Consider the following 15,108-nt stretch of genomic DNA (forward strand, 5'->3'; position numbering starts at 1 on the left):
CGTGGAATTGTCGGCCAAACTAAAGCGTTACCGAATCAGTCAGCAAGAGTACTTGCGAATAAAGGAACTGCTCGGTCGTGAGCCAAAAGGAGTCGAATGGGCTCTGTTCTCTGCGCTTTGGAGTGAGCATTGTAGTTACAAGAGTTCTAAGGTTCACTTAAAGAAATTTTTCAACAAGACGGATCGGGTCCTCGAGAGTTTTGGCGAAAATGCGGGAGTGATTGATCTGGGGATGGGAGAGCGCGTGGCATTTAAAATGGAAAGCCACAATCACCCCAGTTACATAGAGCCCTATCAAGGTGCAGCGACAGGGGTGGGCGGGATTTTACGTGATATTTTTACGATGAACGCGCGCCCAATTGCCTTGGGAAATTTTTTGTGTTTTGGAGACCCGAAGGCTTCGAGAATGCCGGCTTTGATCGATGGAGTTGTCAGAGGAATAGCTGGATATGGAAACTGCGTGGGAGTTCCCACGGTGACGGGCCAGACTGAATTTCATTCCTCCTACAACGGGAATATTTTGGTAAATGCCTTTGCCCTTGGCTTATTTCGGCCAGGGAAAAAGGTGGTGAATTCAAAAGCTCGTGGACCAGGGAACTATGTTGTTTATGTTGGAGCCAAGACAGGTCGGGATGGAGTTCATGGGGCTTCCATGGCGAGCGAGTCCTTTGATGACAATAGTGCCGCAAAAAAACCGACGGTTCAGATTGGTGATCCATTTTTTGAAAAGTTATTAATAGAGTCATGTCTCGAAGTTATGGATAAGGATCTTGTGGTTGCTATCCAGGATATGGGAGCTGCGGGCTTGGCAAGCTCGAGTTTTGAGATGGCGTCAAAAGGGGGAGTTGGTTTGACCCTCAAATTGGATCAGGTCCCTCTCAGAGATTCTTCGATTTCTCCAGAGGAAATTCTTCTTTCAGAAAGCCAAGAGCGAATGTTGCTCGTTTGTGAGCCTGCAAAATTCCCAGCTCTAAAAGAAGTTTTCGATCGTTGGAATCTCGATGCTTCAGTTGTTGGAGAGATCAAGACTGAGCCGACAGTTGAGCTTTACTGGCATGGAGAAAATATTTGTACAATAGATCCTGATCTTCTTGTTGATAATGCCCCCCTTTACGAAAGGCCGTACCAGCCCTGGGTTGATCAGAGACGAGAAAAGCTGACGGATCGGATTGCGTCTTCTGTCGAGGATGCTAACGATGCCTTGGTAGAGGCGCTCACTGATTTGCGGGGCACTTCTCGAAATTGGATCTTTCGTCAATACGATCAAAGAGTGGGTGGGGCGACTGTTCGAGATTGCAGTGACTCGGTTGCGGTGGTGAGGCTTCCTGATTCAGGTCGAGCCCTTGGTATTGTTTTGGGTTGTCGTCCCTACATGATGAGATGGGATGCCAAGCAGGGTGGCGTTGATGCCGTCGCCTATCCCGCCATTGAGTTGGCCATTAAAGGCTTTGAACCTTTGGCGCTCACAGACTGTTTGAATTTCGGAAATCCAGAAAAACCAGAATTGATGTCCGAATTTGTCGCCTCTGTTGAAGGAATGAATTCTATGTGCCAAGCTCTTCAGGCACCAGTGATAAGCGGTAACGTGAGTTTTTATAATGAAACTCTCAATAGCAATGTGACCTCCACTCCAGCGACGGGATTAGTTGGATTGCGTCCAGACGTCGTAGAAATTCCGGCTTCTCATTTTGTGGGAGCCTTTAATGACATTTACCTTTTGCGCTTGACGCAATTGGAGCTGAGCGGTCAGTACGCTGAAGCAAAGACAAATCAGCCGATGGTGGGACGTGGGCAGATCGATGTGAATAGAATTGCTGATTTTGTTCAATTTCTAACTCGATTGGGTCGAGAGAAATATATTAAGTCGTCCCGAATTGTGGGAAAATATGGATTGGCCTACGCTTTATCAAGAATGGCGATACCTCTCAATATCGGTGCAAAAACGGCCGGCGGTGAATGGTACTTGAATCCCCGAAAAGAGGCCGAATCCTTATTCTGCGAGCACTATTATGAAATACTTTTTGAAGTGGGCAAGTCTGACGGAGAGCGTTTGAAAAGCGCAGTGAAGGACGCGAAGATGGAATCTGTGAAACTTTTTAAATTAGGTGAAACGGGCGAGGACAGAGTTATCTGCGGCCGTAGCATCGATATTCCAATCAATGAGTTGGCGCGAGCTTATTCCAGAGGCTGGGAGGCAAATCTTGAAATCTTGGCGTGAGGAATGCGCTGTTTTTGGAGCCTGGGGAGATCCTGAGGCCGGTCGTATGGCCTATTTGGGCCTCTTTGCTCAACAACATCGGGGACAGGAGTCAGCAGGGATCACTTCTTTAGCAGCTGGTGGGAACCAAATTCATCATCGGGGATTGGGTTTGGTCGGTGATGTCTTTTCTGCCGAAGCTCTTGATAAATTGGAAGGCACGGCCGCGATAGGTCACGTGAGATATTCCACAACGGGGTCCAATTCGACAAACAACATTCAACCTCTCGCTGCGGAACTACAAAATGGTCCGGTGGCCATGGCTCACAATGGTAACATCGTCAATTCACGAGCCTTGCGTGGTGAATTGAAGAAATTAGGTGCTATTTTTCAAGGGACCAATGATACGGAGTGTTTGCTTCATCTGCTGGCCCGCCATCCCAGTGGCAATATGATTAAGTGTTTGAAGGAATCAGTTCTGCGCTTGAAGGGCGCCTACAGCCTGGTTTTGCTCGCCCAAGATAAACTGATTGCCATGCGCGATCCCTTGGGCTTTCGACCTCTGGTGTTGGGACAGAGACCTTTAGAGGAAGGGGGCTTTTCTTGGGTGGTGGCCTCTGAGACCTGTGCTTTTGATCTCATTGGAGCAAAATACGTCAGAGAGATTGAGCCAGGAGAGATTTGGTGGGTAGATAAAGAGGGAGAACACAGCGAGAGATTTGGGGAGAAGGCAGAGAATCTCGCTCAGTGTGTTTTTGAACATGTCTATTTTGCGCGTCCTGATTCAAAAGTCTTCGGAAAGAGTGTTTACGAAACTCGCAAAAGAATGGGCGAAATACTAGCTGAAGAGAGTCCTATCGATGTGGATTTGGTGATACCCGTGCCCGACAGTGGCTTGCCCGCAGCAATCGGCTATAGTCAGAAGAGCGGCCTTCCTTTTGAATTGGGAATTATTCGCAATCACTACATTGGCCGAACTTTTATTCAGCCCAGTCAAAGTATTCGTTCCTTTGGAGTCAGAATTAAGTTGAACCCTCAGTCGGAAGTGCTCAAAGGGAAAAGAGTCGTCGTGATCGATGATTCATTGGTCAGGGGAACAACCAGTCAGAAAATAATCCGTTTGGTGAGACAGGCAGGAGCCAAAGAAGTCCATTTTAGGATCGCTTCTCCTCCTACCACTGGTCCTTGCTACTATGGAGTGGACACGCCTGAAAAAAATGAACTGATTGCAAATATGAAGTCCCTGGAAGGGATCAGAGAATTCATCGATGCCGATTCTCTTGCTTACCTCACGATCGAAGGAATGATGAGGGCTGTAGGTGCGGGCCGCGATGGATATTGTGCCGCTTGCTTTGATGGTTCCTATCCAACCGAAATTTGATTTTATTAGTGATTCTTGAACTGGCCCACTTGATTGTTGTTCCAAACTCCAAGGGCGCCTGATTGAAGCAAATCTCAGGAATCCAGGATCTTCAAACATGCGTCCGGCAGCAGCGCTCACGTTGTGAGCACTGCACCAAGCCGAACTCGATCCTGAATTCCTGAGATTTGCTTCAGTCAGCTCCCTGTGTCTTTTGGACACAACAGAATCACCGAAGGCTTGCGGGCCAGCCAAGGATTCCAACTTCGAATGGCGATCATGAGAGGAGAAAATCAAGCGAGGACGCCCATTGGGTTCGGGGAAGAAGCTGGAAGAGCGGCGTTTGAAAGCTGTCAATGACTAGAAATCCCTATGAAGTTAAAGTAAATTAATTAAAGCAAATCAGATTTCGGTGGCTCGCGATATTCATAATTTTGCCAATCTTCATATGAAAATTCGGAAGGGCGGATCCCAATCTTTTTGAAGGTGCTTTTCAGCCATTGAATTTCAGCCTCCAGCATCACTGCTGTGCGCTCAAAGGTTAGGGCTGGCAACTCAAGCTTACGATCTCGGCACCATTTGAGTCGCTCATTGATGAACTCGACTCTTTCCTGGAGGCACTCTAAAGTTTCAGATATGGCTTTTTGTCTATCAGGTTGATCTAACAGAGGCAGTGCATAAATTCCGAGATCAATTTCGCTCCTCCAGTGGGCAGGATTCGCCAAGTGTTTGTAACCTTCCTTTTTTAAGGTCTGTAAACCAGGTTTGGTAATCGCAAAAACTTTACGTGTTGGCCCTCCACCTTCCTGTAATTTGGATTTCACTAAACCACTTTTTTCAAGCATTCGGAGCGAGTTGTAAATTGATGATCGCCCCAATTGTGTCCAGAATCGAAAGCCTCGATTGAATACCATTTTTTCAAGGTCATAGCCATGAACCTCTCCCTCTGAAAGAATGGAGAGCACTATAAAACAAGAATCAGGAAACGTCTTTAAATCTTTCATTGTTAAATTCCTCCGGCTAGTAATTGTAAGCTGCAAACTATTGTCAGAGTGCTAACGATGCCACCGACAAGTTCAAATCCTAACAATCTGTTTGGATAGGTTGATTGAATCCACATATTCCAAAATCGCGGATACACTCGAATTGCAGCAAACAATAATCCAAGAATTACCCCCCCTGATATTCCATCGAAAGGAATGTGCGGACGTATCCATAAAAAGCCAAGAGTTAAGATAAACACTTCAATTTGAGTTCCAAGGAATTGGAAAAGCAAATACTTGCCCCTCGACGGCCATTTCCTCACCCCAGGTTCAATTTTCTGAGCATCCTGATAAATACGGTCCACAACCGGATTTCCATAAAATATTCCAACTACGACAAAATGAATCATGCCGATTATTAGTCCCAAAGTTAAAGTTTGAATGATCATAATTTCCTCCGTTTGTTACTAGTTCATGTATGGACTAGTAACTAGTACAGTAGTGAACTAGTGTAAAGGTTAAAAGTTAAAATTTGCGGACTACGACGCGCAATGCAATTATTTGCGTATCAGGTTAGCCTACCCGGTAGCCGGTTCGGCCCATGCATTTGCAGATGTGATTATGAGAAAATAATGAATCAAATCCAACTTTTTTGCCTCCCCTTGGCCGGCGATCATGACAAATGACAGTGAAAGCTTCGAGAAGAAAGGTCTGGATTTTAACGCAGCGGCTGGCCTGCAAGCCTTCGGTGATTCTGTTGTGTCCAAAAGACACAGGGAGCTGACTGAAGCAAATCTCAGGAATTCAGGATCGAGTTCGGCTTGGTGCAGTGCTCACAACGTGAGCGCTGCTGCCGGACGCATGTTTGAAGATCCTGAATTCCTGAGATTTGCTTCAGTCAGGCGCCCTTGGAGTTTGGAACAACAATCAAGTGGGCCCGTTCAAGTGATTCCTATTTGCCGGTTTTGTCTGATTTCTGATTGTTACTGCGTCGATTCCTTAATCCCGATCCACATTTTCAGATACCGACCTTCTGGAAATTCCATGCGAACAGGATGGTCGGGTGATTGAGAACCTCGAGCGATCCATTGAAATCTACTTTGGCTTTTCCGAGCTCCCCCGAGAAGAGCTTCTTGGAGGTCTTCTTCTGTTAAAAGTCCTGAACAAGAGCAGGTGATAAATAGACCCCCTGGTTTTAACAGGCGCATGGCTTCACGATTCAGCTTAACGTAGGCTTGTTTTCCGGGTCCGTGGTCTTTTCGTGATTTGATCAGTGCCGGAGGATCGCAAACAACAATGTCATAACTTTCTGATTTCGAATTTTTAAGATCCTGCAAGATGTCTGATTTTAATGTCTCACCAGCAAGCCCATGTCTTTCCCAATTGCTCTTGGTTTTTTGAAGGGCTCCCTCTGAAGCATCTTGAGCGAAGAGACTCACCTTAGCGTCGGCTTGTGCAAGGGAGACTCCCAACTGAGTGCTCCACTGGCCCACATAGCTAAATAGATCTAACAGCCGCACGTCGCGGCCTAGAAACAGAGAAAGGCAATAAGCTTTAGCCAAAGATATGTTGTTAGCATGGTCGAGAAAAAAACCTGTCTTTTGCCCTCGAAGCAGGTCACATCTGAAAATAATTTTTTCGCCATTTGTCTTTGCCACAGCTATTTCTGACAATTCCGGTGTCCATCCTGATAGATCTTTTAGGATTTTCGGTTCTTCAGGTTGTAAGCCTTCAAATTTTCGCACCGCCAAATCGTTACGTATCACAATCCCGACTTGCTCCCATGAAAACCCCATTTCCTGGCTCAAGATCTTCAGGTTATCAACTATTTGGGGCAGGAGAGCATGAGCGCCTGCCGTGTGGGCCTGAAGCACAAAGACCTGACCGATGCCATCTGCGAGCAGGAAGCGATCAAGGATCAGACCAGGCAGGCGATCTCCTTCTCCGTGGATGAGTCGAAAACTAAACTGATTCCAGCCCAACTTTTTGCGCAGGTCGAGGCATTGTCTGAGGCGATGAATGACAAAATTATGATCAAAGAGCGGGTGACTGGGAGCAGGCTTGCGAGACAGTTCCCGAAAAGCGATATTTGATTGGGGGTTTCCGTACCCATAGGCCAAAAATTCATTTCGGGAGTCTCGAAGTTCAATGGCAGAGCCCGGCTCGATTCCTTTTGGACTCTCTTGAAGCTCATTGGCCATGGCCCAGGGGTGTCCCATGCGAAATCGGTAATCGGATTTGGATTTGAGATGCCAAACTTTTGAATCCATGGCCTTGCCTACCATGCTTAAATCCATATGACAATGGACCCAAGAGTTCCAAGAAACCCATCTGTCTTGAAGGATCTGAAGTTTATTCACAAACTTGGCAGAGAGAATTACTTTCAATTCTGCCAACCTGTGAAAATATTTCGATTGCAATGAAAGTGGTAGGGGAATGAAACCAAGCCCAATTAGCATTGGCTATTGGTGCAGGGGCAATAAAAACATGTTCATAGGGGGTATCAGATGATTCGCAAGCTTTTGTTAAGTGCTTTTGCTTTTTCCGCGATCGTGGCTGTTGAGGCTCGACCTGTTGATCCATTGGATCTTGAGAAAGTGAATGCCTATATCGAAAAGGAGCTGAAAGAAAAGGCCACGATATTCTGGTCAAAGTGACACGAGGAGATCTTGACGATGTGGCGGGCCCTAATGGGACAGAGGAATTGGTCACTGGCGGGAGAGTAGAGGCTCGTTGGGAGGAAGCAAATCCAGATCCGATGGAAGCAGGAAGTGGCTTCATGGATTTAGCGCTCTACAAAGACCCCTCTTCCGGAAAAAGTCAGGTTGCTGCCGCAGCTGGTTTTTCGCTAGTGCTTCAAAATCCAAGAGAAATCTATTTGCAATTTGAAGAGACAGTAAAAAATGTGATCGACAATGTAAATAAAAATGGATTCTATCACCTCGAATTAAACAAAACTGAAACTGAAACTGGAAATGTAGAAGTTGAACTTGTTTTGACTCCAGTTTCTCCAGAGGCCGTATCCATTCTTTCCGGAAAGATAACTGGAAGTTTTCCTAATTTGGAAAATGGGTCAATGAGTTTGCAAGGCAAGGGCGTATTCAGCCTCGCTTCGGCGCTTATCTCAAATGCCCAAGTATCTCTAACTAAAATATTTAATGCTCTCAAAGTTCAGCGCGAGCCAACGGAACAAGAATACAAAGGATTAGAAGAACTTTTTGAAACTATCTTGAAAGAACTGGCTCTTGTAGAGGAGTGAGTAAAGCGGGAAAAAACGGAATTGATATAGATTCAAACCGTTCTTTGCTGTTCGCTTCACATTTCTGATTCAAGCACTTTGTGATCAGGGTCATTGCCGATTCCCTCAATTTCTGACTCGGCAATGGCCAAGGCGAAGAGGATTCCCTCAAGGTTTTTCTTAGTGACAGGGCTTTTAGGGTCTCTCAGGCGGAGTTTAATATGGGCTCGGAGACGATTAAAAAGGGGTGTCAAAACTTCTAGATTGTTCAGAGCAATGGCATTGCCGGGATCGAACTCGACGGCTGCGGACCAGACGATTAAGATGGCGTCAAGATCGTCTTCTGTGATTGGGCTTTGGGCAGACTTAATAATATTGGCCAATTCCTTTTCAGCCAGTTTTTGTCCAGGAACATCAGGAGCGTATTTCATCTTAGCCATTGATTCGGCAGTCAAGTTCTGCTTTTTAATGAGCTCTTCAATTCGGGAGCGGGCATCAAAGGCTTGTTGGCAGATGGTTGAGCAAGAGGGTTTTCTATCCTTCGCGACTTTTTTGGGAGAGGCGGTTTGCCCAAAGGCCACCGTTCCGGTCAATGATAGGGACAGGAGAACAAGCTTTGAGAGTCTCAGATAGGTAGCCAAGGTTTTTTGATTTAATGAAATCATTTGCAATACACTCCCACTAGTTTCCTACGCAATAGCGTGCTAATCGGACTTTTTCTACAAAAATCTGAACAATACCCGCCCCGGGTTCTGGTTTCAATATGTCCTGATTCTCCACCTGAATAAACTAAAACACAGCCAACGGGCGCGTTGTATGCGGTGTAGCGGCCAATAAAATTTGTAAAGCCTGCTCTTTTTAAATATCCCTTGGTGTGAGCTTCATAGGCGTGATTACCTGGTAAGTAGTGCTTGGTCATTCCAGAATCTACCAGAGCATTTTTAACGGCCTGATAACACATTCCTTTTGAACGGTTTCCACATCTTATTTTTTCTCCCGTTTTTCGACGGACACTGCTAGATGTTCTGCGGCATTCACGTGCCTCATCTTCAGATTCCCTCAGGAACCGGATATAGACCTCTCTGCGAGTTTTGCCGAGCGGACGGGTCACATTTATCGTAATTGGAATTGGATTATCATAGGGAGCGGCGGCTCCTTGCCTATCACTCAAGTCACGCGGAATTGACCCTCTCAGGGCAGAATCTTGATATTGTCTAGTGAGGCAATTTGGACAGTCTGCCTCCAATTCTTCTGGAATTTCCAATTCATAATCTTGATCGAGGTTGTCGCGTTCTTCGGCGTAGCTATCGTCCTCGGCGGCAATCAGTCTATCTTTGCGAACAAAGCCCCTCTTGCCATTGTAGTTAACCAGAGACCAATAGCGGTAGTTTTTTATTAAAAGGGCTTTTTTGCCTGGGACCATCTGCCCGATGGCTCCTGAGCGAGGAGAGCCCCTTTTTCGTAATTTCTGAGAACTCGACACTGTTACCATCTCTGCTGATAAGACACTGCCTGCGTAAAGCAGGATGCTAAGGCTCAAGAGAGCAAGGAAGCCCCGCCTTCTGGTCCTGGGGGGAATCCGTTCTTCCGAATCAGAGTTTTTTAACGAAGAATTCAGCTTCATGCCATCCTTCATTGCACGCCTTGGTCCATCAAATAATCCAGTAAAAACAATAGTTTATATTAATGACGAAAGAGCAGGTGACGATTTAGGCTTGACAGCTGAGGGGGTATATCGACGGTTGAATGGGAATGGCAGCAGCTATGTAACGAGAGATTTAGCCGAGAGTTCGCTCCATCTCTGGTATTTTTCCTCTATTTTCAGGGCTACTTGTGCGAGCTCCTTCGAAATTTCTTGGAGTTTTTTGTTATCTGAGGAGGCTGAGGACGACTGGGATAATTCTTCAAGGCGCTTTTGTTCGGTCTCAAGCTTCAAAATTGAAGATTCCATGTTTTCTAACTCCAATTTTTCTTTGTAAGAAAGCCGCACTTTAGGACCCGAGGATGCCCCTTGGTCTTTGCCTGCTGCAGAAAAGGGAGGAGAGGTGACGGAGTCAGAGGGGTTTTCTTGGAACCAATTTTCCCACTGCCAGTAATCTGAGAATCGCAGCAACTGAGGGTTTGAGGAGCCGGGTTTAGGGAAAGCCAAAAGCTCGTCTGCGACCGAATCCAGAAAAAAACGATCATGTGTGACAAGTATAAGGGCCCCTGGAAACTCATTTAAAGCCTCCTCCAGGACATTCAGGGTGTCCGAATCAAGATCATTGGTCGGCTCGTCGAGCACCAATACCTGGGCCTCTATGAGCATGAGCTGCGCCAGCCGCAAACGGGCCTTTTCTCCTCCCGAGAGCCGATGGGCAGGGAGCTCGGACTGATGACCAAAAAATAGAAATTTATCAAGATAAGACCGGACATGAATAAATTTTCCCTGGAAACTCACATAATCGCCCTGTGGACAGACATTTTTTAGAACACTTGCATTTGGATCGATGGTCTCTCGACTTTGCTCAAAATAGGCAATTTTTAAGCCGTCTGCATGAAAGACTGATCCTGAATCGGGATCTTGTTTTTTGAGTAAGATTTGGATCAGGGTCGATTTACCTGTGCCATTGTCCCCAAGAATGGCAAGTCGGGATTTTCGTCGAATCAAGACGTCCAAGTCAGCAAATAACTTTTTTGAACCATAAGACTTACTGATTTGTTTTGCTTCGATAAGCTTTTGTGGTGATTTTTCGATTTCGCCAAAATCGATTTTCACCTTTTGGTGAAGATTCTTTTTTTGTAAATCCTGAACCGTTTGTTTGAGATCTTGGGCCGCATCAAGGCGGGCAGTTTGTTTTGTCTGTCGAGCCTTTGCCCCTCTTCTCAGCCACTCCGTTTCTCTTCTTAAGGTATTAGTCAAAACCTTTTGGTGCCGAGCCAGCGCGGCGAGCTCAAGATCCTTTGTTTCTAAGTACTGGGCATAGTCTCCCTCTGCAATCAAAAGATGATGAGGATTGCGAGGGTCGAGATCCATGATCCGATTCACAACTCGCTGGAGGAACAGTCGATCATGAGTGACCATCAAAATAGAAAAGGATGCTTGACGCAGAAAATTCTCAAGCCACAGAATGCTCGATATATCGAGATGATTGGTTGGTTCATCCAGTAACAGGAGTTCTGGCTCCTTCATTAGCTCTCGACCCAGAGCCACCATTTTCTGCCAGCCTCCACTCAAATCTTTAACTAAGAATTCATCTCCAAACTGGCTGAGTTTTAGATTTCCTATCCATTCAAAGGCCTTAGAATAGGATTCGTCTGGATCGGCACCTGCACTGAGAAGCGAGGAGAGAATTGTCTCGCCCTCGTCAAAAATGGGTGTCTGTTCCAAAAAGCCAATTCGGAGGCCTTTCCGCTTTGTGACTCGTCCGCTGTCGGGCGAGGCTATTCCGGCGATGATTTTCATGAGGGTTGATTTTCCAGAGCCGTTGGGACCAACCAATCCGGTCCGTTCACCTTCATTGATTCCAAAGCTTATCCCGCCAAAAAGATCTTTGCTCGCGAAGGATTTGTGAAGATCAAAAACGTTCACAAGGATCATGGCATATATTCCTGTCTATTTTTACAGTTTTTGGAAGTCGGTTTTCTAAAGCAATAGGGAGAAACCGAGGCAGGTTCTCGCCAAAGTCCTTTTTTTTCTGTTTTGGCGATAGCCATGTTCTCAGTGTACCTTTTCTTTGAATAGAGGGGGGAGTCCCACGCCATACCTGATAGTACCATTTCTCTTCCAACGTCAAGGGGTCCCAAGAGAATTCGACAGGTGTGGCGATCAAAGCTCATCCCCTCACATTCGAGATCTACTTTCTTATCTTTGATCAATTTTTCGATGTAGGTTTGAGCTTCCTTTCCGAAGGGCTGTTTGATCTCAGGGGCGTCAATGCCTGCAAGACGAATCTTTCTGGTTTCTTTTTCAGAAATTTTCACACGACAGGTGTCTCCGTCATGGCAATTGAGGGCGATTCCGCTCAGTTTTTCGATCGGCTTTGGTTTGCTCGCAGACCGAGCTGCGATCGAGAGATTGAATGTAAGAATCAATAAGACGGCCAGAAGCAAGCGCTGTGTTCTCATGTTGATTGCCCTCATACGAGTAAGAGTGCCTGACTTTATTGAGCTTGGTCTCAATGTTCAAGCCGCATTGTATTCAAGAAATGTGCTGGAGTCGATTCCTTGATTTTTAGATGACTCGATGATTTGATTGCTCGATTACTCGAGGGCTTTGGCGATGGCGTCGATTTCTTCCGTTGTGAGGTTAGCCAGATTATTCATAGTCACAACATTGGTAATAGCATCGCGAATCTGTTGCGAGGTTCTACTGCGTTTTGTGCTTTGCCCCAAGACCTTGTGACAAGAGGCGCAGTAGCTTGCGTAAAGGGCAGCGCCATCGACAGGTGGAGGAGGCTCTCCCTGATCCTTCTTAACCTGGTAACTCAAGGAAAAATTATCTGTTCCCCCATCCTCATATCTCACCCATAGGGATACGGTGAATTCTCCTTCACTGCTACATCGAAAAGTGGCAGATTTCAAATTAGGGGCTGTTTCTTGCGTGCAAAATTTAGAGCCATCGCCAAACTGATGATCCCAAATTGCATCAACCCAGGGTTTGAGAAAACCTCCGTAAACAAAAATCACATCCTGATCCGCTTTTATTTCGTTTCCCGATAGTGACGAAAAGATCGGTATCGCTGGGTCAGGTTGAAACAAATCAGAAAAATCAGGAACCTTCGAGTCCTCTGAGGACTGATCATGCCAAGCTCCATTGAGCGCACAGCCCTGGTGAATGGAAATCATCAGGCTTGTGATTAAGATTAAACAAGGAATAATAAAATCCCTATACCTATTCATCGGCCAAGAAACTCCGGACTCGTGGCGATTCTCAAAATGAAATCTTTTAATTTGAAATCATCTTCTTTGAGGCCTTGATAAAAGTGTTCCAGATCTGGAGGCAGGGCTTTGTCTGCCGGCAATCCGAAGAGCCGACCGACAATTCGCTGGGTCGTGCACTTGCTGAACTCATCGCTCTCAGCCAAACGGCTTCCATAATCCTTGAGGTTGGCGAGTTCGTAGCCGTGAAAAACGGGTTTCGCTCCAGAAACTAACAAGTCAGCCACGGTTGACGCGACTCCAGTATCAGTTACGGTAATTTCTCCAGCCTGAGGATTTGAATTCGGATTGGTGTTGAATTTGCCCTTTCGATCAAAGGCGTAGAACAATGATGCCCGGGGATTCATGTTTCGATGGCAGTCGTAGCACTTGGGAACGCAGTCGGTGCAATTGAATTGCTTCACTGTGGTTGAAAGTTGTTCTGGAGCAAGTCCGGTGTCTACTTCGTCTGGATAGGCACGGCATGCAAAGGCCTTGAATGCCTTGGAGGTTCTCCGAAAATTAAATGCGCTCTGCCATTTTTCAAGAAATCCCTGAGTGGTCAGGGCCCCTGCGGCGTACATTTGAGATTGGCTCTCCGAAGCAAAGGAGGAGCATTGAACTTTGGCGAAACTGTCGTTTATGCAGTAATCAGCTAAAAGGAGTTGTCTGTAGTCCAAGTTGTTGACGATCAGATAAGTTGCTAAGTTTGCAGGTTCGCTGTAATTGATTCCATTGGCTGTGCCCCCCATTTCAAAATCATTTATCGCGAGTGCTAGAGTTGAGGCACGAAAATCCTCAGAGTTGAGAGTTTCTTGAAGGACTTTTAAAAAGCCCTCTTGAGACTCTGCGAGCTTTAATTCGTCGTCCGTCGGCAGTCTTCGAACCAGGGTTACTTGGAGATTTTTTAGGGCCTTGATTCGCTTTTCGCTAAGAGAACGGGTGTCCAAAGCTGCTTCGGAGGGGTCGATGATCTCATGGGCATAGTATCGGTTGCAACCGGAGGCGAGCAAAATGGGAATAAATATCAAATAAAATAATTTGATTCCTTTTATTCCTTTAGCTTGCGTGCCTATCCGATCATGCATTTAAACACCTTCTTAAGGTCAAACTCTGAATTTCCCAAAAGAGCGTTTGTCGTGTGATAGACGCCTTCGTTGGTGACGGTTTTGTTCGGCGTGGTTTCTCCTGTTGCCAAGTCAAAACCGTGGGCCATGCCCGCGGCATTTCCAGTTTCGCTAAGAGTGAAGCCTCCATAGTATCCGCCGCGAACTCTTTTTCCGATAAGCATAACTCCTTGAGTTGCTCCGTCACTGTTGTCGCTTCCGATGGGGCTAATCCCTCGAGTGAATTCCGAACCCACAACAATGAGCGTGGTGTCCCATAAAGTTTCAGCCTTCGTGCTGGCGGGTTCAGGAGTTTTTTTGAGAAAATCAATCGTCGCTGCTAAGATTGCGGCCATTTCTGATGGGAAGTCCGGGTTTGATCCAATTGATTGAAACCCATGCCAATCCCCGGTATTGATTGCGATAAGACTGGAATTAATCAAATTCAAGCTCATTGCCTTGAGAGTCATTGCCAGTGCCTTTGCTGAATCGGCGTATCCGCCCTTTCTTCCAGTTGTCAGGCCAGAAGGAATTCCGTCGAGATTTAAAACAGAACTGAAATCAGTTGTCATAAGGGAGACGGCCGCACTGTGATAATTTGCCACCGGGATAGCATTTTTTTGAGCTCGCTCCAAAAGAAGCGCCTGTTTTCGTGACAAATCCCGAGAGGCCTTGGCAATAATATCAGCTTCGGATTCTTGCACGAGAAGGGTGGGTTTTTTAAAATAATCAAAAAAAGTTGCGGTATTGACCTTTTGGAGATCTGGTTTACCAAGAGTGTTACTCGTGACACCATCACCGAATTGGACTCCGCTCATCAAAGAGTAAGAGTTGTTTCTGCTAACGACCTCAATAATTGGTGACATTTTATTTTTTCCTCCGCCTCCCTTTCTGTAAGAAAAGAGGTCGGTGTGCCCATCTTCGTTTGCAATGCCTTGAGTGATGGCAATGTTCGCAGCGTAGGGAGCGAGCGCGGCCGTGCTTGTATTGAGGTGCAGATTATTTCCAGAGTCTGTCAGTGCATTGCCAGAAAAGGGGCAGTTTGGGTAGCGAGGTGTTGTGAGACTTTTGAATTCCTTGCCCGTGCCCAGATAAATGAGTGGTACGCCAGCACGCAGTCCAATTTCAATAATTCTTGTAGGAGATCCCGATTCCTGTGCTTCTGCCAAAGGCAGGTATTTTTTGGCTAAGCGCTGTGCGAGTTCAAGTGAATCTAGGGGAGCCAGTCCCGTTGCAGCGAGGGCCAGGCTGGCTCTTGTTATAAACTCTCTCCGAGAAACATAAGATTTCTTACTCATTTGATCTCTGCCTTATTTAGTTAAATC

14 protein-coding genes are annotated in these 15,108 nt (G+C 46.2%); 4 read left to right on the forward strand and 10 right to left on the reverse strand.

The genetic code is table 11. The features are described 5' to 3' along the window. The first annotated feature begins 1 nt into the window (after nucleotide 1). Both purL and IPL83_01735 read left to right on the forward strand, forming a co-directional pair. Nucleotides 2-2,218 carry a phosphoribosylformylglycinamidine synthase subunit PurL gene (gene purL, locus IPL83_01730; protein MBK9037872.1) on the forward strand — a complete coding sequence of 739 codons (2,217 nt, stop codon included), beginning with the start codon at nucleotides 2-4 and terminating at the stop codon, nucleotides 2,216-2,218. Then, a complete protein-coding gene (locus tag IPL83_01735; GenBank protein MBK9037873.1) occupies nucleotides 2,202-3,578 on the forward strand; it encodes an amidophosphoribosyltransferase in 1,377 nt (458 codons plus the stop codon). The genes purL and IPL83_01735 overlap by 17 nt, the downstream gene beginning before the upstream one ends. Nucleotides 3,579-3,949: 371 nt before the next feature. Here the strand turns inward: IPL83_01735 and IPL83_01740 are convergent, their stop codons facing one another. The 3 genes from IPL83_01740 to IPL83_01750 all read right to left on the reverse strand — a co-directional run bounded on the left by IPL83_01740 (nucleotide 3,950) and on the right by IPL83_01750 (nucleotide 6,825). Continuing rightward, entirely contained in the window at nucleotides 3,950-4,561 is a 612-nt protein-coding gene (locus IPL83_01740; protein ID MBK9037874.1) for a PadR family transcriptional regulator, read from the reverse strand. Nucleotides 4,562-4,563: 2 nt separating this feature from the next. Continuing rightward, entirely contained in the window at nucleotides 4,564-4,989 is a 426-nt protein-coding gene (locus tag IPL83_01745) for a hypothetical protein (GenBank protein MBK9037875.1), read from the reverse strand. Between the two features lie 534 nt (nucleotides 4,990-5,523). Then, nucleotides 5,524-6,825, reverse strand: a complete 1,302-nt coding sequence (locus IPL83_01750; GenBank protein MBK9037876.1) for a class I SAM-dependent rRNA methyltransferase — start codon at nucleotides 6,823-6,825, stop codon at nucleotides 5,524-5,526. A gap of 222 nt (nucleotides 6,826-7,047) precedes the next feature. On the opposite strand from IPL83_01750, the gene IPL83_01755 reads away from it, so the two are divergent. Both IPL83_01755 and IPL83_01760 read left to right on the forward strand, forming a co-directional pair. Next, complete coding sequence (locus IPL83_01755; protein ID MBK9037877.1) at nucleotides 7,048-7,197, forward strand: hypothetical protein; 150 nt, start codon at nucleotides 7,048-7,050, stop codon at nucleotides 7,195-7,197. A gap of 20 nt (nucleotides 7,198-7,217) precedes the next feature. After that, the gene (locus IPL83_01760) at nucleotides 7,218-7,799 is read left to right on the forward strand and encodes a hypothetical protein (GenBank protein ID MBK9037878.1); all 582 of its coding nucleotides are present in this window, start codon (nucleotides 7,218-7,220) and stop codon (nucleotides 7,797-7,799) included. Between the two features lie 56 nt (nucleotides 7,800-7,855). Here the strand turns inward: IPL83_01760 and IPL83_01765 are convergent, their stop codons facing one another. The 7 genes from IPL83_01765 to IPL83_01795 form a co-directional block, all read right to left on the reverse strand. Next, on the reverse strand, nucleotides 7,856-8,443 hold the full coding sequence (locus tag IPL83_01765; GenBank protein MBK9037879.1) for a hypothetical protein: 588 nt from the start codon (nucleotides 8,441-8,443) through the stop codon (nucleotides 7,856-7,858). After that, nucleotides 8,440-9,402: a hypothetical protein gene (locus IPL83_01770; protein ID MBK9037880.1), complete on the reverse strand. Its 963-nt coding sequence runs from the start codon at nucleotides 9,400-9,402 to the stop codon at nucleotides 8,440-8,442. The genes IPL83_01765 and IPL83_01770 overlap by 4 nt, the downstream gene beginning before the upstream one ends. Nucleotides 9,403-9,540: 138 nt before the next feature. Next, nucleotides 9,541-11,358 carry an ABC-F family ATP-binding cassette domain-containing protein gene (locus tag IPL83_01775; protein ID MBK9037881.1) on the reverse strand — a complete coding sequence of 606 codons (1,818 nt, stop codon included), beginning with the start codon at nucleotides 11,356-11,358 and terminating at the stop codon, nucleotides 9,541-9,543. Then, nucleotides 11,355-11,885, reverse strand: a complete 531-nt coding sequence (locus IPL83_01780; protein ID MBK9037882.1) for a thermonuclease family protein — start codon at nucleotides 11,883-11,885, stop codon at nucleotides 11,355-11,357. The genes IPL83_01775 and IPL83_01780 overlap by 4 nt, the downstream gene beginning before the upstream one ends. Before the next feature lie 135 nt (nucleotides 11,886-12,020). Continuing rightward, complete coding sequence (locus IPL83_01785; protein ID MBK9037883.1) at nucleotides 12,021-12,659, reverse strand: hypothetical protein; 639 nt, start codon at nucleotides 12,657-12,659, stop codon at nucleotides 12,021-12,023. Then, complete coding sequence (locus tag IPL83_01790) at nucleotides 12,656-13,765, reverse strand: hypothetical protein (GenBank protein ID MBK9037884.1); 1,110 nt, start codon at nucleotides 13,763-13,765, stop codon at nucleotides 12,656-12,658. Before IPL83_01790 ends, IPL83_01785 begins: the two co-directional genes overlap by 4 nt. Beyond that, a complete protein-coding gene (locus tag IPL83_01795; protein MBK9037885.1) occupies nucleotides 13,750-15,081 on the reverse strand; it encodes a hypothetical protein in 1,332 nt (443 codons plus the stop codon). The genes IPL83_01790 and IPL83_01795 overlap by 16 nt, the downstream gene beginning before the upstream one ends. Between the last annotated feature and the right edge of the window lie 27 nt (nucleotides 15,082-15,108).

This window comes from Bdellovibrionales bacterium, assembly GCA_016716765.1.
Classification (GTDB): Bacteria; Bdellovibrionota; Bdellovibrionia; order Bdellovibrionales; family UBA1609; genus JADJVA01.